The organism is Pseudomonas sp. fls2-241-R2A-110 (assembly GCF_030209165.1).
Lineage (GTDB): Bacteria > Pseudomonadota > Gammaproteobacteria > Pseudomonadales > Pseudomonadaceae > Aquipseudomonas.
On sequence record NZ_JARVSN010000035.1, the window covers coordinates 1 to 20,813 of the forward strand.

Consider the following 20,813-nt stretch of genomic DNA (forward strand, 5'->3'; position numbering starts at 1 on the left):
TGGCTTTGGCTTTGGCTTTGGCTTTGGCTTTGGCTTTGGCTTTGGCTTTGGCTTTGGCTTTTGACGTTGATCTTGATCTTGACCTTTCGCCCCTTCGGCAGGCCGAGCGTAGGTGTCCATCAGGGGGTTAGGCGCGTAGCGCCGTGCGGCGCAGCCGCACACATCGAGAGGAGGTCGTCGCGAAGCAGACCGGAGGCGATGCCCCCTGATGGACACCGTAGCGAGGGTACGCGGAGCCTCAGCGAGGCGCCGTACGCCGGGGCGAAGCCTTTTGGTTCCTTTTTGGCGTTTGAAAAAGGGACTCGCTGTAAGAGCGAAACCATAAGCAGCCGTTACCGCAGCAACGGATATGCCCCCAACCCCACATCACACAACACCACCCTCGCACAAACAAAAACGGCCTCTATATAAATAGAGGCCGTTCCCGGTACAGCGTACAACTCAAGACGTTATCGCAAGACAGGTCTTATTTGCGGTCTTCCAGCTTGGTAATGTCACGCGACTCGTAGCCAGTGTACAGCTGGCGCGGGCGGCCAATCTTGTACGGGCTGGAGAGCATTTCTTTCCAGTGGGAGATCCAGCCAACGGTCCGCGCCAGAGCGAAGATCACGGTGAACATGCTGGTTGGAATGCCGATCGCCTTGAGGATAATCCCCGAGTAGAAGTCGACGTTCGGGTACAGCGAGCGCTCGATGAAGTACGGGTCGGTCAGGGCGATCTCTTCCAGGCGCATGGCCAGTTCGAGTTGCGGATCGTTGTTGATCCCCAGTTCCTTCAACACTTCGTCGCAAGTCTGCTTCATAACTGTGGCGCGTGGGTCGCGGTTTTTGTAAACCCGGTGACCGAAGCCCATCAGTTTGAACGGATCGTTCTTGTCCTTGGCCTTGGCGATGTACTTGTCGATGTTCGACACATCGCCAATTTCGTCAAGCATGGTCAGAACAGCTTCGTTCGCGCCGCCGTGGGCAGGGCCCCACAGTGCAGCGATACCGGCGGCGATACAGGCGAACGGGTTGGCACCCGACGAGCCGGCCAGACGTACGGTAGAGGTCGATGCGTTCTGCTCGTGGTCGGCATGGAGGATGAAAATCCGGTCCATGGCCTTGGCGAGCACCGGGCTGATCGGTTTGATCTCGCACGGAGTGTTGAACATCATGTGCAGGAAGTTTTCCGCGTACGTCAGGTCGTTGCGCGGGTACATCATGGGTTGACCCATGGAGTACTTGTAAACCATCGCTGCCAGGGTCGGCATCTTGGCGACCAGGCGGATCGCGGAGATTTCGCGATGCTGCGGGTTATTGATGTCGAGGGAGTCGTGGTAGAAGGCCGAGAGAGCGCCGACTACACCGCACATGACTGCCATTGGGTGGGCGTCGCGACGGAAACCGTTGAAGAAAGTCTTCAACTGCTCGTGAACCATGGTGTGGTTCTTCACGGTGCTGACGAACTGGGCCTTCTGTTCTGCAGTCGGCAATTCGCCGTTGAGCAGCAGATAGCAGGTTTCCAGGTAGTCCGACTTTTCAGCCAGCTGTTCGATCGGATAGCCGCGGTGCAGCAGAATGCCGTTGTCGCCGTCGATATAGGTGATCTTCGACTCGCAGGAAGCTGTCGACATGAAACCAGGGTCAAAGGTGAAACGGCCCGTGGCCGTCAGGCCCCGAACATCGATAACATCGGGACCAACGGTGCCGGTTAAAATGGGCAGCTCGACGGGGGCTGCGCCCTCGATGATCAACTGCGCTTTTTTGTCAGCCATGTGGCCTCCTATTTATGCTTGAAATCATCAGACAGACCCCCCACGCAGGGCCCGCACCACTATAGTGAGATAAATTCGAATGTCAATTTGCCTAAAGTCTTGCTCCAGAAGGCTTTAACCGGACTTTTTCCTCGAAATTGACTGCCATTTACGCCTTTTATCCAACTTGTGCAATGCGCTATTAGGGGAAGGTGAACGCGTTGTCATTAGTAGCCTAACTGTCTATACTCGGCCTCCGACCGCCAGGGGCTTTTGGGCCTGCTTTATTGGGGGTCGCACTCCCTGGGTGGTGGGTACCTGACCAGTGCACTCCCCAACAACTTTGCCCTGATTGTTAGGGGCTCTTCAGTGTGAAAAAAAGCCGTGAATAGCCAACGACCTGTAAACCTAGACCTAAGGACCATCAAACTCCCAGTCACTGCTTACACGTCCATTCTTCACCGAATCTCCGGTGTCATCCTCTTTGTCAGCCTGGCCATCATGCTTTATGCATTGGACAAATCGCTGAGCTCAGAAGAAGGCTTCGGTCAGGTGAAAGCGTGTCTGACCAGTCCGCTAGCCAAGCTAGTGATTTGGGGCATCCTGTCCGCCTTGCTGTATCACCTGGTTGCCGGTGTGCGCCACTTGATCATGGACATGGGCATCGGCGAGTCGCTTGAAGGCGGCAAACTGGGCTCGAAAATCGTTATCGCCGTTTCCGTGGTGGTAATCGTTCTGGCAGGAGTTTGGATATGGTAACTAACGTCACGAACCTGTCCCGTTCGGGCCTCTATGACTGGATGGCACAACGTGTGTCTGCGGTCGTTCTCGCGGCTTACTTCATTTTCCTGATCGGATACGTCGTTGCCCATCCCGGCATCGGCTACGCCCAATGGCATGAACTGTTCGCAAGCAACTGGATGCGTATTTTCAGTCTCCTGGCCCTCGTTGCCCTCGGCGCTCACGCCTGGGTCGGCATGTGGACCATCGCGACCGACTACCTGACGCCAATGGCGTTCGGCAAGTCCGCGACTGCGATACGTTTCCTCTTCCAGGCAGTATGCGGCGTCGCGATGTTCGCCTACTTCGTCTGGGGTGTGCAGATTCTTTGGGGTATCTGATTCATGTCTACTACAGTTAATACGCTTTCGTTCGACGCCATCATCATTGGCGGCGGCGGTGCTGGCATGCGCGCTGCGCTGCAATTGGCACAAGGTGGTCACAAGACTGCCGTAGTTACCAAGGTTTTCCCGACTCGTTCGCACACTGTATCCGCCCAGGGTGGCATTACCTGCGCCATCGCGTCCGCTGATCCGAACGATGACTGGCGCTGGCACATGTACGATACCGTCAAGGGTTCCGACTATATCGGTGACCAGGACGCTATCGAATATATGTGTTCCGTAGGTCCGGAAGCAGTTTTTGAACTCGAGCACATGGGCTTGCCGTTCTCCCGTACCGAACAGGGCCGCATCTATCAGCGTCCGTTCGGCGGTCAGTCGAAAGACTTCGGTAAAGGTGGCCAGGCTGCCCGTACGTGCGCTGCTGCCGACCGTACCGGTCACGCTTTGCTGCACACCCTGTACCAGGCCAACCTCAAGGCCGGCACCGTATTCCTCAACGAATACTATGGCGTCGACCTGGTGAAGAACGAAGACGGTGCCTTTGTCGGCATGATCGTCATCTGCATCGAAACCGGCGAAACTTCCTACGTCCGCGCTAACGCCACCGTATTGGCGACCGGCGGTGCAGGTCGTATCTACTCGTCCACCACCAACGCCCTGATCAACACCGGTGACGGCGTCGGCATGGCTCTGCGTGCTGGCGTGCCGGTACAAGACATTGAAATGTGGCAGTTCCACCCGACCGGCATCGCCGGCGCCGGTGTACTGGTAACTGAAGGCTGCCGCGGTGAAGGCGGCTACCTGATCAACAAGCACGGCGAGCGTTTCATGGAGCGTTATGCTCCGAACGCCAAAGACCTGGCTGGTCGTGACGTGGTTGCTCGCTCGATGGTTAAAGAAATCATCGCCGGCAACGGTTGCGGTCCGGATGGCGACCACGTAATGCTGAAGCTCGATCACCTCGGTGAAGAAGTTCTGCACAGCCGTCTGCCAGGCATCATGGAACTGTCCAAGACCTTCGCTCACGTCGATCCAGCCGTGGCGCCGATTCCGGTCGTTCCAACCTGCCACTATATGATGGGCGGCGTTGCCACCAACATTCATGGCCAGGCAATCACTCAAGACGCCGACGGCAAAGACCAGATCATTCCTGGCCTGTTCGCTGTAGGTGAAGTGGCGTGCGTATCGGTTCACGGTGCCAACCGCCTGGGCGGCAACTCGCTGCTCGACCTGGTGGTCTTCGGTCGTGCCGCCGGCCTGTTCCTGGAACAGACCCTGAAAGAAGGCGTCGACTACGCTCGCCCTCGCCAGTCCGACATCGACGCTGCCCTGGCACGTCTCGATGGCCTGAACTCGCGTACCGAAGGTGAAGACGTCGCTACCCTGCGTAAAGAGCTGCAAAGCTGCATGCAGAACTACTTCGGTGTATTCCGTACCGGCGAATACATGCAGAAGGGTATTGCCCAGCTCGCTGATCTGCGTGGCCGTATCGCCAACGTCAAGATCAACGACAAGAGCCAGGCGTTCAACACGGCTCGAATCGAAGCCCTGGAACTGCAGAACCTGCTGGAAGTGGCCGAAGCCACCGCCATCGCTGCTGAAATCCGCAAAGAGTCCCGCGGCGCTCACGCCCGTGAAGACTACGAAGATCGCGACGATGAAAACTGGCTGTGCCACACCCTGTACTTCCCGGGTGACAAGCGCGTAACCAAGCGGGCCGTGAACTTCTCGCCGAAGACTGTTCCGACTTTTGAACCTAAGATTCGGACTTATTAAGGGTGGCCGCCATGTTGCAAGTCAGTGTTTATCGCTACAACCCTGATCAGGACGCTGCGCCGTTCATGCAGGAATTCCAGGTCGACACCGGTGGTAAAGACCTGATGGTGCTGGACGTGCTGGCCCTGATCAAAGAGCAGGACGAGGGTTTCTCCTATCGTCGCTCTTGCCGTGAAGGCGTTTGCGGTTCCGACGGCATGAACATCAACGGCAAAAACGGTCTGGCGTGCGTTACGCCGCTGTCTTCTGTCGTAAAAGGTAACAAGCTGATCGTTCGTCCGCTGCCAGGTTTGCCGGTAATCCGTGACCTGGTCGTCGATATGAGCATCTTCTACAAGCAATACGAGAAGGTGAAGCCTTACCTGCAGAACGACACGCCGGCTCCGGCCATCGAGCGTCTGCAGACTCCGGAAGAGCGTGAAAAGCTCGACGGTCTGTACGAGTGCATCCTGTGCGCTTGCTGCTCGACCTCTTGCCCGTCCTTCTGGTGGAACCCCGACAAGTTCCTGGGTCCAGCTGCCCTGCTGCAAGCGTACCGCTTCCTGGCAGACAGCCGTGACACCAAGACTGCCGAGCGTCTGGCTTCGCTGGATGACCCGTTCAGCGTATTCCGCTGCCGCGGGATCATGAACTGCGTCAACGTCTGCCCGAAAGGCCTGAACCCGACTAAGGCCATCGGACACGTACGTAACATGCTGCTGCAAAGCGGTGTGTGATTCAGCAGTAAATGCAGGACCGCTGTACCCGTAGATGCTACGGCGCAGGCTTCAACCGGCGCCGTAGTTTTAACCTGAGCAGCAGCCCATAAAGCTGCGGCTCTTATTTTGAAGAAATGAGACAAGCAGGGGCATCCGGGCTGGTACCCGGACTATCAGCGTGATCCTAAGTGGCTTGTTTTGGTCGCTGCATTTGGACTTCTGCAAGTTTGCTCGGTGTCGACGCCGGTGGTGTTCCCCTAACCGAGGGTGACCAAGCATGCAAGAAAGCGTGATGCAGCGCATGTGGAACAGCGCCTACCTATCCGGTAGTAACGCTGCCTATGTGGAAGAGCTCTACGAGCTCTACCTGCACGACCCTAACGCTGTGCCAGAAGAGTGGCGCACCTACTTCCAGAAGTTGCCTGCTGACGGCAACCCTGCCACCGATGTATCGCACTCCACAATTCGCGATCATTTCGTCTTGCTGGCAAAGAACCAGCGCCGCGCCCAACCGGTTTCCGCCGGCAGCGTGAGCAGTGAGCACGAGAAGAAGCAAGTTGAAGTGCTGCGACTGATCCAGGCCTACCGTATGCGTGGCCACCAGGCAGCCCAGCTTGATCCGCTGGGGCTGTGGCAGCGTCCTGCACCTGCAGACCTGTCGATCAATCATTACGGCTTGACCAATGCCGATCTTGATACGACCTTCCGTGCCGGCGACCTGTTCATCGGCAAAGAGGAGGCGAGCCTACGCGAAATTCACGAAGCGTTGCAGCAGACATATTGCCGCACCATCGGCGCTGAATTTACGCACATCACCGATTCGGAGCAGCGCCAGTGGTTCCAGCAGCGTCTGGAAAGCGTGCGTGGCCGTCCGACGTACTCCGCAGACATCAAGAGCCATCTGCTCGAGCGTGTTACTGCCGGTGAAGGCCTGGAAAAATACCTGGGTACCAAATACCCGGGCACCAAGCGTTTCGGTCTGGAAGGCGGCGAAAGCCTGATTCCGATGCTCGACGAGCTGATCCAGCGTTCCGGTTCCTACGGTACCAAGGAAATCGTCATCGGCATGGCCCACCGTGGCCGTCTGAACGTGCTGGTCAATACCTTCGGCAAGAACCCGCGCGAGCTGTTCGACGAGTTCGAAGGCAAGAAGAAGGTCGAGCTGGGTTCCGGTGACGTTAAATATCACCAGGGCTTCTCTTCCAACGTGATGACCACCGGCGGTGAAGTTCACCTGGCCATGGCGTTCAACCCGTCCCACCTGGAAATCGTATCTCCAGTGGTCGAGGGTTCGGTTCGCGCCCGTCAGGATCGTCGTAACGACCCAACCGGTGAGAAGGTTCTGCCGATCTCCATCCACGGTGACGCGGCTTTCGCTGGTCAAGGCGTGGTAATGGAAACCTTCCAGATGTCGCAGACCCGCGGTTTCAAGACCGGCGGCACCGTGCACATCGTGATCAACAACCAGGTCGGTTTCACCATCAGCAACCCGCTGGACTCGCGCTCCACCGAGTACGCGACCGACGTGGCGAAAATGATCCAGGCGCCGATCCTCCATGTGAATGGTGATGATCCGGAAGCTGTATTGTTCGTCACTCAGCTGGCCATTGACTACCGCATGCAATTCAAGCGTGACGTGGTAATCGACCTGGTCTGCTACCGCCGTCGCGGCCACAACGAGGCCGACGAGCCGAGCGGCACCCAGCCTCTGATGTATCAGCAGATCACCAAACAGCGCACCACCCGTGAACTGTATGCCGATCGTCTGACCCAGTCCGGTGTGCTGGACGTAGAGCGTGTTCAGGCGAAAGTCGATGAATACCGCAATGCGCTGGACAATGGTCTGCATGTTGTAAAAAGCCTGGTCAAAGAGCCGAACAAAGAGTTGTTCGTGGACTGGCGTCCGTATCTGGGCCACGCCTGGACCGCGCGTCACGACACGCGTTTCGATCTGAAAACCTTGCAGGAACTGTCCGCCAAGCTGCTGGAAATTCCAGAAGGCTTCGTGGTTCAGCGCCAGGTCTCGAAAATCTACGAAGACCGTCAGAAGATGCAAGTCGGCGGCCTGCCGATCAACTGGGGTTACGCCGAAACCATGGCGTACGCAACCCTGGCGTTCGAAGGTCACCCGATTCGCATGACGGGTCAGGACATCGGTCGCGGTACGTTCTCGCACCGTCACGCTGTCTTGCACAACCAGAAAGACGCGGGTACCTACATTCCGTTGCAGAACCTGTACAAAGGCCAGCCACGTTTCGACCTGTACGATTCGTTCCTGTCCGAAGAAGCGGTTCTGGCGTTCGAATACGGTTACTCGACCACCACGCCTGAGGCGCTGGTGATCTGGGAAGCCCAGTTCGGCGACTTCGCCAACGGTGCCCAGGTGGTTATCGACCAGTTCATCACCAGTGGCGAGCACAAGTGGGGCCGTCTCTGCGGTCTGACCATGTTGCTGCCGCACGGTTATGAAGGTCAGGGTCCGGAGCACTCGTCGGCTCGTCTGGAGCGTTACCTGCAACTGTGCGCCGAGCACAACATTCAGGTTGCCGTACCGACTACACCGGCCCAGATCTACCACCTGCTGCGTCGTCAGGTCATTCGTCCGCTGCGCAAGCCGTTGATCGTTCTGACTCCGAAGTCGCTGCTGCGTCACAAGCTGGCCGTATCGACCCTGGAAGATCTGGCAGAAGGTTCGTTCCAGACCGTTATTCCGGAAATCGATGCACTGGACCCGAAAAAGGTCGAGCGCGTTGTTCTGTGTAGCGGCAAGGTCTACTACGACCTGCTGGAAAAACGCCGTGCCGAAGGTCGTGATGACATCGCCATCGTGCGTATCGAGCAGCTGTACCCGTTCCCTGAGGACGACTTGAACGAAGTCCTGGCTCCGTACACCAACCTCAAACATATCGTTTGGTGTCAGGAAGAGCCGATGAACCAGGGTGCCTGGTACTGCAGCCAGCACCACATGCGCCGCATCGTTGGCAATCACAACAAATCTCTCGTACTCGAGTACGCGGGCCGTGATGCTTCTGCTGCACCTGCTTGTGGTTATGCATCGATGCACGCTGAGCAGCAGGAAAAACTGCTGCAAGACGCCTTTACTGTTTAACGCCTTCGCGCACCTGAAACCGAATTTAAGGACCCACAGATAATGGCTATCGAAATCAAAGCCCCCACCTTCCCGGAATCGGTTGCCGATGGCACCGTTGCCACCTGGCACAAAAAGCCGGGCGACGCCGTCAAGCGTGATGACCTGATCGTCGACATCGAAACCGACAAGGTTGTCCTGGAAGTGCTGGCCACCGCCGACGGCGTACTGGGCGCTATCGTCAAGAACGAAGGCGACACCGTTCTGTCCGACGAAGTCCTGGGCTCCATCGAAGCCGGCGGCGCTGCTGCCGCTCCAGCACCTGCCGCGGCTCCGGCCGCTGCACAAGCTGCTGCTCCTGCTGCTGAAGGCGAAGACGATCCTGTTGCTGCACCGGCTGCTCGCAAGCTGGCTGAAGAAAACGGCATCAACATCGCTTCCGTTGCCGGCACTGGCAAAGGCGGTCGTGTGACCAAGGAAGACGTGGTAGCGGCTGTTGCTGCCAAGAAAGCCGCTCCGGCTGCAGCGCCTGCCAAGGCTCCTGCACCGGCTGCTTCGGCTCCAGTGTTCGCGGCCGGCGAGCGTGTTGAAAAACGCGTTCCAATGACCCGTCTGCGCGCCAAGGTTGCCGAGCGTCTGGTTGAAGCTCAGTCGAACATGGCCATGCTGACCACGTTCAACGAAGTCGACATGACCGAAGTCATGGCCCTGCGTTCGAAGTACAAGGACCTGTTCGAGAAGTCCCACAACGGCGTACGCCTGGGCTTCATGTCGTTCTTCGTCAAGGCCGCCACCGAAGCGCTGAAACGCTTCCCGGCAGTCAACGCGTCGATCGACGGTGCGGACATCGTTTACCACGGCTACGCCGACGTCGGTGTTGCCGTTTCCAGCGACCGTGGCCTGGTTGTACCGGTTCTGCGTAACGCCGAACTGATGAGCCTGGCTGAAATCGAAGGCGGCATCGCCACCTTCGGCAAGAAGGCGCGTGACGGCAAACTGTCGATGGACGAAATGACCGGCGGCACGTTCACCATCACCAACGGTGGTACCTTCGGTTCGATGATGTCGACTCCGATCGTCAACCCGCCGCAAGCGGCTATCCTGGGCATGCACAACATTCTGCAGCGTCCTATGGCGATCAACGGTCAGGTCGTTATCCGTCCGATGATGTACCTGGCGTTGTCCTACGATCACCGTCTGATCGATGGCAAAGAAGCTGTGACCTTCCTGGTTACCATCAAGAACCTGCTGGAAGACCCGGCTCGTTTGCTGCTGGATATCTGATTTCGTTGCACGGGCCGTCCAGTGATGGATGGCCCGTCTGTAATGACCAGCTTCGTCCCACGACAGTCCCCATAAGGGACTGTCCGGTTTGATTCGAGAAGGAATGACACATGACTCAGAAATTCGACGTGGTAGTGATTGGCGCGGGCCCTGGCGGCTACGTGGCTGCCATCAAAGCAGCGCAACTGGGCCTCTCCACTGCCTGCATCGAGAAATACACCGACAAGGAAGGCAAACTTGCCCTCGGCGGTACTTGCCTGAACGTCGGCTGCATTCCATCCAAGGCGCTGCTGGACAGCTCCTGGAAATACAAGGAAGCCAAAGAAGGCTTCGCGATCCACGGTATCAATCACGCTGGCGTGACCATGGACGTGGCAGCGATGGTTGGCCGTAAAGCCAACATCGTCAAAGGCCTGACCTCCGGCGTTGCGACCCTGTTCAAGGCTAACGGCGTCACTTCCCTGCAAGGCCACGGCAAACTGCTGGCCGGCAAGAAAGTTGAACTGACCAAGCCGGACGGCACCGTCGAAATCATCGAAGCCGAGAACGTGATTCTGGCTTCGGGCTCGCGTCCGATCGACATTCCACCGGCTCCGGTTGACCAGAACGTGATCGTCGATTCGACTGGCGCGCTGGAATTCCAATCCGTACCCAAGCGTCTGGGCGTTATCGGCGCTGGCGTGATCGGTCTGGAACTGGGTTCGGTATGGTCGCGTCTGGGTGCTGAAGTGGTTGTTCTGGAAGCACTGGAGAAGTTCCTGCCAGCCGCTGACGAAGCCGTTTCCAAAGAAGCTTTCAAAACCCTGACCAAACAAGGTCTGGACATCAAGCTGGGCGCTCGCGTCACCGGTTCCAAAGTCAACGGCAATGAAGTTGTCGTGAACTACACCGATGCCAATGGCGAGCAGACCATCACTTTCGACAAGCTGATCGTTGCCGTTGGTCGCCGTCCAGTGACCACCGAACTGCTGGCAGCTGACAGCGGTGTGAACATCGACGAGCGTGGTTTCGTATTCGTTGACGACCAGTGCGCGACCAGCGTGCCGGGCGTTTACGCGATCGGCGACGTGGTTCGCGGCATGATGCTGGCGCACAAGGCGTCCGAGGAAGGCATCATGGTGGTTGAGCGCATCAAGGGCCACAAAGCCCAAATCAACTATGACCTGATCCCGTCTGTTATTTATACTCACCCGGAAATCGCGTGGGTTGGCAAAACCGAGCAGGTCTTGAAAGCTGAAGGCGTTGAAGTTAACGTCGGCACCTTCCCGTTCGCAGCCAGTGGCCGTGCCATGGCAGCCAACGATACCGGCGGTTTCGTGAAAGTCATTGCCGATGCCAAGACTGACCGCGTATTGGGCGTCCACGTGATTGGCCCGAGCGCTGCAGAACTGGTTCAGCAGGGCGCGATCGGTATGGAATTTGGCACCAGCGCTGAAGACCTGGGCATGATGGTTTTCTCCCATCCGACCCTGTCCGAAGCACTGCACGAAGCAGCCCTGGCTGTGAATGGCGGCGCCATCCACATCGCCAACCGCAAGAAGCGTTAAGACAATAAGAAACCACGGCGGTATGGCCCGTCGTGAGCCTTGCATGCAAGACTCACCGCGGAATGTCCGCTGGACGCAGTCTTGCGTAGCTCAGCTACGCAAGCAGCAGTCACAGGTGGTGCGGCACTTGAACAAGTGCAGCACCGAATGCGCAGTACCTAACGAAGACGGTAATAAGCATGAATCTTCACGAGTATCAGGGTAAGCAGCTGTTCGCTGAATACGGCCTGCCAGTTTCCACCGGCTACGCAGTAGACACCCCGGAAGCAGCAGCAGAAGCTTGCGACAAAATCGGCGGCACCGAGTGGGTTGTCAAAGCCCAGGTCCACGCTGGTGGTCGCGGTAAAGCGGGCGGCGTAAAGCTGGTTCGCAGCAAAGAAGACGCCAAGGCATTCGCTCAACAGTGGTTGGGCAAGCGTCTGGTGACTTACCAGACTGATGCCAATGGTCAGCCAGTCACCAAGATCCTGGTTGAATCGTGCACTGATATCGCTAAAGAGCTGTACCTGGGCGCTGTCGTTGACCGTTCGAGCCGTCGCATCGTGTTCATGGCTTCCACCGAAGGTGGCGTGGACATCGAGAAAATCGCTCACGACACTCCAGAAAAAATTCTGAAAGCCACTATCGATCCACTGGTTGGCGCTCAGCCATTCCAGGGTCGCGAGCTGGCATTCCAGCTGGGTCTGGAAGGCAAGCAAGTTGCTCAGTTCGCCAAGATCTTCGTAGGTCTGGCCAAACTGTTCAAGGATCACGACCTGGCCCTGCTGGAAGTGAACCCGCTGGTGATCAAGGCTGACGGCGATCTGCATTGCCTCGACGCCAAGATCAACATCGACGCCAACGCCATGTACCGTCAGCCTAAGCTGAAGACTTTCCACGATCCGTCGCAAGACGATCCGCGCGAAGCGCACGCTGCCAAGTTCGAACTGAACTACGTAGCACTGGAAGGCAACATCGGTTGCATGGTCAACGGTGCTGGCCTGGCCATGGGTACCATGGACATCGTCAACCTGCATGGCGGCAAACCAGCCAACTTCCTCGACGTGGGCGGCGGTGCTACCAAAGAACGCGTTACCGAAGCGTTCAAGATCATCCTGTCCGACACTAACGTCGCAGCAGTATTGGTCAACATCTTCGGCGGCATCGTTCGTTGCGACATGATTGCCGAAGGCATCATCGGTGCAGTGAAAGAAGTCGGCGTGAAAATCCCGGTTGTTGTTCGCCTTGAAGGCAACAACGCTGAGCTGGGCGCTAAAGTACTGGCAGAAAGCGGTTTGAACATCATCGCTGCTACCAGCCTGACCGACGCTGCTCAACAAGTCGTTAAAGCTGCGGAGGGCAAATAATGAGCGTCCTGATCAATAAAGACACCAAAGTTATCTGCCAGGGTATTACCGGTTCGCAAGGTAGTTTCCACACCCAGCAAGCGCTCGAATACGGCACCAAGATGGTTGGCGGCGTAACTCCGGGCAAAGGCGGCACCGAGCACCTGGGTCTGCCAGTGTTCAACACCGTGAAAGACGCTGTAGCTGCCACTGGCGCCACCGCCAGCGTGATCTACGTTCCAGCTCCTTTCTGCAAGGACTCCATCCTGGAAGCAGCGTTCGGCGGCATCAAGCTGATCGTTTGCATCACTGAAGGCATTCCTACCCTGGACATGCTGGATGCCAAGGTCAAGTGCGACGAGCTGGGCGTAGTCCTGATCGGTCCTAACTGCCCAGGCGTGATCACTCCAGGCGAATGCAAGATCGGCATCATGCCAGGTCACATTCACTTGCCAGGCAAGGTCGGTATCGTTTCCCGTTCCGGCACCCTGACCTACGAAGCTGTGAAGCAAACCACTGACGCCGGTTTCGGTCAGTCGACTTGCGTCGGCATCGGCGGTGACCCGATTCCTGGTTCGAACTTCATCGACATCCTGAAGCTGTTCCAGGAAGACCCGAAGACCGAAGCGATCGTGATGATCGGTGAGATCGGCGGTTCGGCTGAAGAAGAAGCGGCTGCCTACATCAAGGCACACGTGACCAAGCCGGTTGTTTCCTACATTGCTGGTGTGACTGCCCCTGCAGGCAAGCGCATGGGCCATGCTGGCGCAATCATCTCTGGCGGCAAAGGCACTGCAGACGAGAAGTTTGCTGCCCTGGAAGACGCAGGCGTGAAAACCGTGCGTTCGCTGGCAGACATCGGCAAGGCTTTGTCCGAGCTGACCGGCTGGGCGATGAAGTAAGCCTCGCGCTTAACTCACGCTTCACCAAACAAAGGCCACCTTCGGGTGGCCTTTGTCGATTCTGAAGATATGTGTCGTCAGTGACAGCCCCATCGCGAGCAAGCTCGCTCCCACATTGGATTTCCAGCGTTCACAAATCCTGTGGGAGCGAGCTTGCTCGCGATGGCGTACTTACAGGCGACAACCATTTACATGCAAAAACGCGACACGGAAATGTCGCGTATCGGAATGATCGCACCCTAACAGTGCGTTTGCCGGGCAAATTCGTTAGGCTAGCCGCCATTTTGCGTTTGCATCCCACAAGGAAGCGTCGCGCTAAACGGGTCAGCCCTATACGGACCGACAGCATTTCCCTCACCCATAGGGAAATCCCTCTCTAAATTCCGATTCAGTAGTGTGGTATTTCCTTAATGAAAGTGTTGAAAGGCCAGGACATCCTGGCACTTGGTTTTATGACGTTTGCCCTGTTTGTCGGGGCTGGCAATATCATCTTCCCGCCTATCGTCGGTTTGCAGTCCGGGCCTCACGTCTGGATGGCAGCGCTGGGCTTTTTGATCACCGCCGTCGGTTTGCCGGTGATCACGGTTGTTGCGCTGGCCAAGGTCGGTGGTGCGATGGATGCCCTGAGCAGCCCGATCGGCAAAGTTGCCGGTGGCTTGCTGGCGGCCGCGTGCTACCTGGCCGTGGGGCCACTGTTCGCCACGCCACGCACCGCGACGGTATCGTTCGAAGTCGGCCTGGCACCACTGACCGGTGAAAGCCCGTTGGCGTTGTTCCTCTACAGCTCGGTGTATTTCCTGCTGGTGTTCTTCATCTCGCTCTACCCGGGCCGTTTGCTGGACACCGTCGGACGTTTCCTCGCCCCGCTGAAGATCATCGCCCTGGCGGCCCTCGGCATTGCCGCGTTCGCCTTGCCTGCCGGTGATATCGGTGTGGCAACGCCGGAATATGTTGCAGCGCCATTCTCCCAAGGCTTTATCAATGGTTACCTGACCATGGATACCCTGGGCGCGCTGGTGTTCGGCATCGTCATCGTCAACGCGATCCGCTCGCGTGGGGTTGAATCGCCTGCGCTGATCACCCGTTACGCAATCATCGCCGGGCTGATTGCCGGCGTCGGCCTGGCGCTGGTTTACGTCAGTCTGTTCCGCCTCGGTTCGGGCAGCCATGAAGTCGCGGCAGGCGCCACCAATGGCGCGGCGGTCTTGCACGCCTATGTTCAACACACCTTCGGTTCGTTGGGCAGCGGTTTCCTTGCCGTGCTGATCTCCCTGGCCTGCCTGGTCACGGCAGTCGGTCTGACTTGCGCCTGTGCCGAGTACTTCAGCCGTGTGCTGCCACTGTCCTACAAGACCCTGGTGATCATCCTGGCCGCGTTCTCCTTGCTGGTGTCCAACCTGGGCCTCACCAAGCTGATTGCGTTTTCGATCCCGGTACTGACCGCCATTTACCCGCCGTGCATCGCCCTGGTAGCGCTGAGCTTCTGCAAGGACTTCTGGCATGAGCAGGGACGCATCGTGGGTCCGGTGATGTTGGTTTCGTTCATTTTCGGCATGATCGACGCGCTCAAGGGCGCAGGTTTGGCGGACTGGATGCCGTCGCAGCTGTCCCACTTGCCGCTGAGCGCGCAGGGCCTGGCATGGCTGGTGCCGTCGGTGATGACATTGGTGGTCGCCGTGGTTTGCGATCGTCTGCTGGGCAAACGCGAAGAAGCGCTGGCTTAAGCCGCTCCAGGGGCCGCCATAAGCGGGCCTGGCAAGCAGAAACGGAAATGCCCCGTATCAATCGATACGGGGCATTTTTTATGTGCGCGATGCGGTGTCTTTTTTTCTGAGCTAACGTCGAAGCACTGCAAATTCCTTTGTGGGAGCGAGCTTGCTCGCGATGAGGGCCTGACATTCAGATCGATTTTGACTGATAGTCCGCAATCGCGAGCAAGCTCGCTCCCACAGGATTTCAGTACGCCTTCAACACATCACAAGGACCTGCATGTCGTTCATCCACGCCAACATCATCCACCTGATCGCTGCACTCTGGTTTGTCATCTGCTGGGGCGGCTACACCCGTTATGCCTCGTGGAAGGGCCGCGACACCGCGTGTCTGGCCAGTGTGCTGCACTTGTATCGGGAAGACTGGATGCGCCGCATGCTGCTGCGCGATAACCGCATCGCCGACGCCAGCGTGATTGGCAATCTGGAACGCAACGCCTCCTTCTTCGCCTCCAGTACGCTGATTATCCTGGCTGGGATTCTCACCGTGCTGGGAGCCTCGGAAAGGGCTGTATCGTTACTGGCGGATATCCCGATGGTGCAGCAGGCGTCGCAAGGCATGTCTGAGATCAAGTTGCTCTGCCTGGCGCTGGTGTTTGTCTATGCGTTCTTCACGTTCAGCTGGTGCATGCGTCAGTACAACTTTGCGGCAATCCTGGTTGGCTCGGCACCGATGATCGGTGAGCGGCATGTGTCCGAGCAAGAGCGTAAAGCCTTCGCTTCCCGAGCGGCCCGGGTCATTTCCATGGCCGCGAACCAGTTCAACTTCGGCCTGCGTTCCTATTACTTCGGTATGACCATGCTGGCCTGGTTTGTCAGCCCATGGCTGTTTATGTTGATGAGTGCCGGGGTGGTGCTGGTGCTGTATCGCCGGGAGTTTCATTCCGACGTTCTCGACGTGATGGTCTATACCCCTACAGAGGCGCCAGTGCCCGAGTTGAACAAAGAGGTTGCTTGATGAGTATTCCGTTCTGGTGTGTGTTTGTCAGCGCCTTGCTGATTTACGTGGCGCGTATGCCGGTGGCCAAGGCCATGAAAGAGCAGGGCGGTTACAACAATCACCTGCCGCGACAGCAACAGGCGCAACTCACAGGCTTCGGCGCCCGTGCGGTGGCGGCGCACCAGAACTGCTTCGAGGCGTTCATTCTGTTTGCGGTCGGGGTGCTGATGGCGCATACCACGCAGACGGCGGGATGGCTGATCGATATGCTGGCAATCATCTTTGTGATTAGCCGAGTTATTTATTTACTGTGTTATTGGGCTGATCTGGCCTGGCAGCGGAGTCTGGTATGGATTGTCGGATTTGTGTGTTCGTTGCTGCTAATGATTAGTCCGACTTTTAGAACTATTTTGCTCTAACAGGATAAAAGGCAGGCAAAAGAAAACCCGCACTTGGCGGGTTTTCTTTATCACGCTAAAAACCGGTTTAGTTTTTAGGTGCTTCTTTCGCAGCGGCTGCGTTCGATTCAGCCTGAGCTTTGGCAGCTTCGGCGTTTTCTTTCGCAGCGTCGTTCACTTTATCCTGCGCTTTGTTCATGTCTTGCTGAGCTTGCTCAGAGTGTTTGGCTGCATCTTGAGCTTTGTCCTCGGATTTTTTATCGCAGGCAGCGAGACCGAGGGAAGCGGTCAACATCAAGGCAATAGCTAAAGTCTTACGCATGGGGTGTTTCTCCTTATGGAAAGTATCTACTGGCCTTTCGAGCGCAGCCCTCAGCGTTAAGTTCCTCAATTCGTTCAGATATATAAGATAATTCCCACGGGAACTTTTACCGAACACGCCAAGTGCAATGTCCAAAAACTAACAAGAGTTTTTATCGAATGACTGAAAACCCCGTTTTTGAGCGTGCGACCCGGTTCCTGTCGGCGCTGCGGCATTGTCAGGTACTCGGGCTGCGCGTTCACAGCGCCAGCAGCGAAGGACTGACGGTTGTCCTGCCTTACAGTCCACAGATCGTCGGTAACCCAAAAACCGGCGTTATCCATGGCGGGGCGTTGACGACGTTGATGGACACCGCGTGCGGCATGTCGACCCTCTGCGTGCTGCCCGAATTTGAAGTCTGTCCGACTCTCGATTTGCGCATCGACTACATGCATGCCGCCGAGCCACATAAGGATGTCTACGGTTTTGCCCAATGCTACCGGGTCACCACCGACGTGATCTTCGCTCGAGGCTTCGCTTATCAGGACGACCCCGAGCAGCCCATCGCGCATGTCGTCGGCACCTTCATGCGCATGGGCAAGGCCGTCAAAGGCACCAAGGGATTTGGCGGCGTGATCGCCGGAGAGGCGAAATGACTGACACCTTCAAGGAACAACTTCAGCAGGCCCATGAGCGAGGTGACTACGCCTCGCTGCTGCACTTGCTTCCCTACGCCAAGCTGATCGGCGTTGAGTGTTCGCGTGTCGGCGATGAGTTGCTGTTTCGCCTGCCGGCCAACAAGGACAACATTGGTAACCCTTTACTGCCCGCGATACATGGCGGGGTGATTGCCGGGTTCATGGAGCTCAGTGCCGCGCTGCACCTGTTGATTTTCACCGGTTCGCCCGGTGTGCCGAAGATCATCGACTTCTCCCTCGACTATCTTCGCGCAGGGCAGTTTCGCGATACGTGGGCTCGCTGCCAGGTGTGCCGCCAGGGCCGGCGCGTTGCCAACGTCGCGATTACCGCCTGGCAAACCACCCAGGCCGAACCGATTGCCACGGCCCGCGCCCATTTCAAAATTGAAGAGCCCTTGAAATCCTGAACTCAGCCCCAAACTCTGATGACAACCCGCCGCCGACCCTGATGGTCGTGGCCACTGCCATCTGATTGGAGTTTGATGACCATGAGTGTGGAAACTCAAAAGGAAACCCTGGGCTTCCAGACCGAGGTGAAGCAACTGCTGCACCTCATGATCCATTCGCTGTATTCCAACAAGGAAATTTTCCTTCGCGAATTGATCTCGAACGCCTCTGACGCTGTCGACAAATTACGTTTCGAAGCCCTGTCCAAGCCTGAATTGCTGGAAGGCGGCGCCGAACTGAAAATCCGTGTGAGCTTCGACAAGGACGCGAAAACCGTCACCCTCGAAGACAACGGCATCGGCATGAGCCGCGAAGATGCGATCACCCATCTGGGCACCATCGCCAAATCCGGCACAGCCGACTTCATGAAACACCTGTCGGGCGATCAGAAGAAAGATTCGCACTTGATCGGTCAGTTTGGTGTGGGTTTCTACTCGGCTTTCATCGTCGCCGACAAAGTAGACGTGTTCAGCCGCCGTGCCGGTGCTGACGCCAGCGAAGGCGTGCACTGGTCTTCCAAGGGCGAAGGCGATTTTGAAGTTGCCACCGTTGAGAAAGCCGAGCGCGGTACTCGCATCGTCCTGCACCTGAAGTCCGGTGAAGACGAATTTGCCGATGGCTGGCGTCTGCGTAACATCATCAAGAAATACTCCGACCACATCGCTTTGCCGATCGAGTTGCCTAAAGAAGTGGCTGCCGTCGAAGGCGAAGAGAAGCCAGCCGTTGAATGGGAAACCGTCAACCGCGCCAGCGCCCTGTGGACCCGTCCTCGCACCGAAATCAAGGACGAGGAATACCAGGAGTTCTACAAACACATCGCTCACGATTTCGAAAATCCGCTGAGCTGGAGCCACAACAAGGTCGAAGGCAAGCTCGAATACAGCTCGCTGCTGTACGTGCCGACCCGTGCTCCGTTCGATCTGTACCAGCGTGAAGCGCCTAAAGGCCTGAAGTTGTACGTGCAGCGCGTGTTCGTCATGGACCAGGCGGAGTCGTTCCTGCCGCTGTACCTGCGCTTCATCAAAGGTGTGGTCGATTCCAACGACTTGTCGCTGAACGTGTCGCGGGAAATCCTGCAGAAAGATCCGATCATCGATTCCATGAAGTCGGCGCTGACCAAGCGCGTTCTGGACATGCTGGAAAAACTGGCGAAGAACGAGCCTGAGCAATACAAAGGCTTCTGGAAAAACTTTGGTCAGGTCATGAAAGAAGGCCCGGCAGAAGACTTCGCCAATAAAGAGAAAATCGCCGGCCTGCTGCGTTTCGCATCGACCAGCGGTGATGACGGCGAACAGGTTGTAGGCCTGGCCGAATACCTGGCTCGCGCCAAGGAAGGTCAGGACAAGATCTACTACCTGACTGGCGAAACCTACGCGCAAGTCAAAAACAGCCCGCACCTGGAAGTCTTCCGCAAGAAAGGCATCGAAGTGTTGCTGCTGACCGATCGTATCGACGAGTGGCTGATGAGCTACCTCAGCGATTTCGACGGCAAGAGCTTTGTCGACGTGGCGCGCGGTGACCTGGACCTGGGCAACCTGGACTCGGAAGAGGACAAGAAAGCCGCGGAGGAAGTCGCCAAGTCCAAAGAAGGTCTGGTTGAACGTCTGAAAACCGCACTGGGCGATTCTGTCGCTGAAGTACGGGTTTCCCATCGTCTGACCGACTCCCCGGCGATTCTGGCCATCGGCGAGCAGGACCTGGGCATGCAGATGCGTCAGATCCTCGAAGCCAGCGGCCAGAAGGTTCCGGATTCGAAGCCGATCTTCGAATTCAACCCGGGCCACCCGCTGATCGAGAAGCTCGACAACGAGCAGAGCGACGAGCGCTTCGGCGACCTGTCGCACATCCTCTTCGATCAGGCCGCCTTGGCAGCCGGCGACAGCTTGAAAGACCCGGCCGCGTATGTGCGCCGCCTCAACAAGCTGCTGGTTGAACTGTCGGTTTAACGGCGTTGTACAAAAACCCGCTTCGGCGGGTTTTTTTCATTCTGGGGTCTTTAACTGGGAGTTTGTCATGAGCCAAATCACTGTTCGTTCCGTCGCCTATCAGATTAATGGCCAGTCGTATGAAAGCCGTCTGGCCTTCGACGCTGAGCATAAGGGCGCGCGTCCGGGTCTGTTGATGGCGCCGAACTGGATGGGCGTCAGCGCCGGTGCCGAGGCCATTGCGAAGTCCGTGGCGTCCAAGGGTTATGTGGTGTTGATCGCTGACCTCTACGGTCAAGCGGTGCGTCCGCAGAACGGCGACGAGGCGGGCGCGGCAATGATGCCGCTGAAGAACAACCGCGCGTTGCTGCGCAAGCGCATGCAGGCGGCGTTCGAGCAGTTGCAAGGGCAGGGCGAGGCGGCGGTCGATACCTCTAAACTGGCGACGTTCGGTTTCTGCTTCGGCGGTTGCTGTGCGCTGGAGCTGGCCCGCACGGGCGCGCCGGTAAAAGCCGCCGTTTCGTTCCATGGCACCCTGGATACGCCGAACGTCAACGATGCGAAAAACATCAAGGGCTCGGTGCTTGTGTTGCATGGGGCGTCCGATCCATTGGTGCCAAAAGAACAACTGCCGGCGTTCGAAGCGGAAATGAATGCGGCGGAGGTGGATTGGCAATTGCTGAGCTACGGTGGCGCGGTGCATTCGTTTACTGATCCGCATGCGAATGTGCCGGGCAAGATGATGTATGACGCGAAGACAGCCGCTCGGGCGTTTACCTCGATGCACAACTTGCTGGATGAAGTGTTTAAAGCCTGATGATCGTTCCCACGTCGAGGCGTCGAACCGTCCGCGTGG

Annotated in this window: 18 protein-coding genes; 16 read left to right on the plus strand and 2 right to left on the minus strand. The window is 57.4% G+C overall.

The features are described from left to right. Positions 1-466: 466 nt before the first annotated feature. On the minus strand, positions 467-1,756 hold the full coding sequence (gene gltA, locus QRN31_RS26090; RefSeq protein ID WP_017337241.1) for a citrate synthase: 1,290 nt from the start codon (positions 1,754-1,756) through the stop codon (positions 467-469). Between the two features lie 363 nt (positions 1,757-2,119). Between gltA and sdhC the strand changes: the two genes are divergently transcribed. The 12 genes from sdhC to QRN31_RS26150 all read left to right on the plus strand — a co-directional run bounded on the left by sdhC (position 2,120) and on the right by QRN31_RS26150 (position 16,607). Beyond that, on the plus strand, positions 2,120-2,494 hold the full coding sequence (sdhC, locus tag QRN31_RS26095; RefSeq protein WP_027922413.1) for a succinate dehydrogenase, cytochrome b556 subunit: 375 nt from the start codon (positions 2,120-2,122) through the stop codon (positions 2,492-2,494). After that, positions 2,488-2,856, plus strand: a complete 369-nt coding sequence (gene sdhD / locus QRN31_RS26100; RefSeq protein WP_027922414.1) for a succinate dehydrogenase, hydrophobic membrane anchor protein — start codon at positions 2,488-2,490, stop codon at positions 2,854-2,856. The genes sdhC and sdhD overlap by 7 nt, the downstream gene beginning before the upstream one ends. A gap of 3 nt (positions 2,857-2,859) precedes the next feature. Continuing rightward, the gene (gene sdhA, locus QRN31_RS26105; protein ID WP_027922415.1) at positions 2,860-4,635 is read left to right on the plus strand and encodes a succinate dehydrogenase flavoprotein subunit; all 1,776 of its coding nucleotides are present in this window, start codon (positions 2,860-2,862) and stop codon (positions 4,633-4,635) included. Positions 4,636-4,646: 11 nt separating this feature from the next. Further along, positions 4,647-5,351, plus strand: a complete 705-nt coding sequence (locus tag QRN31_RS26110) for a succinate dehydrogenase iron-sulfur subunit (protein WP_010456852.1) — start codon at positions 4,647-4,649, stop codon at positions 5,349-5,351. Between the two features lie 259 nt (positions 5,352-5,610). Beyond that, entirely contained in the window at positions 5,611-8,442 is a 2,832-nt protein-coding gene (locus tag QRN31_RS26115) for a 2-oxoglutarate dehydrogenase E1 component (RefSeq protein ID WP_285435480.1), read from the plus strand. Positions 8,443-8,484: 42 nt separating this feature from the next. Beyond that, positions 8,485-9,705, plus strand: coding sequence for a 2-oxoglutarate dehydrogenase complex dihydrolipoyllysine-residue succinyltransferase (gene odhB / locus QRN31_RS26120; protein WP_222585287.1), 1,221 nt, complete (start codon positions 8,485-8,487; stop codon positions 9,703-9,705). Positions 9,706-9,815: 110 nt separating this feature from the next. Next, a complete protein-coding gene (gene lpdA, locus QRN31_RS26125) occupies positions 9,816-11,252 on the plus strand; it encodes a dihydrolipoyl dehydrogenase (protein WP_222585288.1) in 1,437 nt (478 codons plus the stop codon). A 179-nt stretch (positions 11,253-11,431) separates the two neighbouring features. Beyond that, complete coding sequence (sucC, locus tag QRN31_RS26130) at positions 11,432-12,598, plus strand: ADP-forming succinate--CoA ligase subunit beta (protein ID WP_007898980.1); 1,167 nt, start codon at positions 11,432-11,434, stop codon at positions 12,596-12,598. Next, a complete protein-coding gene (sucD, locus tag QRN31_RS26135) occupies positions 12,598-13,479 on the plus strand; it encodes a succinate--CoA ligase subunit alpha (protein ID WP_027922418.1) in 882 nt (293 codons plus the stop codon). Before sucC ends, sucD begins: the two co-directional genes overlap by 1 nt. Positions 13,480-13,889: 410 nt before the next feature. Further along, a complete protein-coding gene (gene brnQ, locus QRN31_RS26140) occupies positions 13,890-15,203 on the plus strand; it encodes a branched-chain amino acid transport system II carrier protein (protein WP_285435485.1) in 1,314 nt (437 codons plus the stop codon). Positions 15,204-15,468: 265 nt separating this feature from the next. Then, on the plus strand, positions 15,469-16,206 hold the full coding sequence (locus QRN31_RS26145; RefSeq protein ID WP_285435488.1) for a DUF599 domain-containing protein: 738 nt from the start codon (positions 15,469-15,471) through the stop codon (positions 16,204-16,206). Then, the gene (locus QRN31_RS26150) at positions 16,206-16,607 is read left to right on the plus strand and encodes an MAPEG family protein (protein ID WP_285435490.1); all 402 of its coding nucleotides are present in this window, start codon (positions 16,206-16,208) and stop codon (positions 16,605-16,607) included. Before QRN31_RS26145 ends, QRN31_RS26150 begins: the two co-directional genes overlap by 1 nt. A 67-nt stretch (positions 16,608-16,674) precedes the next feature. Here the strand turns inward: QRN31_RS26150 and QRN31_RS26155 are convergent, their stop codons facing one another. Further along, positions 16,675-16,908: a hypothetical protein gene (locus tag QRN31_RS26155; protein WP_090181648.1), complete on the minus strand. Its 234-nt coding sequence runs from the start codon at positions 16,906-16,908 to the stop codon at positions 16,675-16,677. A 158-nt stretch (positions 16,909-17,066) separates the two neighbouring features. Here QRN31_RS26155 and QRN31_RS26160 point away from each other — a divergent pair, with 158 nt between their 5' ends. The 4 genes from QRN31_RS26160 (at position 17,067) to QRN31_RS26175 (ending at position 20,774) form a co-directional block, all read left to right on the plus strand. Then, complete coding sequence (locus QRN31_RS26160) at positions 17,067-17,543, plus strand: PaaI family thioesterase (RefSeq protein ID WP_285435491.1); 477 nt, start codon at positions 17,067-17,069, stop codon at positions 17,541-17,543. Then, entirely contained in the window at positions 17,540-17,992 is a 453-nt protein-coding gene (locus QRN31_RS26165) for a PaaI family thioesterase (RefSeq protein ID WP_090181651.1), read from the plus strand. Before QRN31_RS26160 ends, QRN31_RS26165 begins: the two co-directional genes overlap by 4 nt. Positions 17,993-18,073: 81 nt before the next feature. Further along, positions 18,074-19,978, plus strand: a complete 1,905-nt coding sequence (htpG, locus tag QRN31_RS26170; protein ID WP_285435493.1) for a molecular chaperone HtpG — start codon at positions 18,074-18,076, stop codon at positions 19,976-19,978. Positions 19,979-20,045: 67 nt separating this feature from the next. Further along, positions 20,046-20,774: a dienelactone hydrolase family protein gene (locus QRN31_RS26175; protein WP_285435494.1), complete on the plus strand. Its 729-nt coding sequence runs from the start codon at positions 20,046-20,048 to the stop codon at positions 20,772-20,774. Positions 20,775-20,813 lie beyond the last annotated feature (39 nt).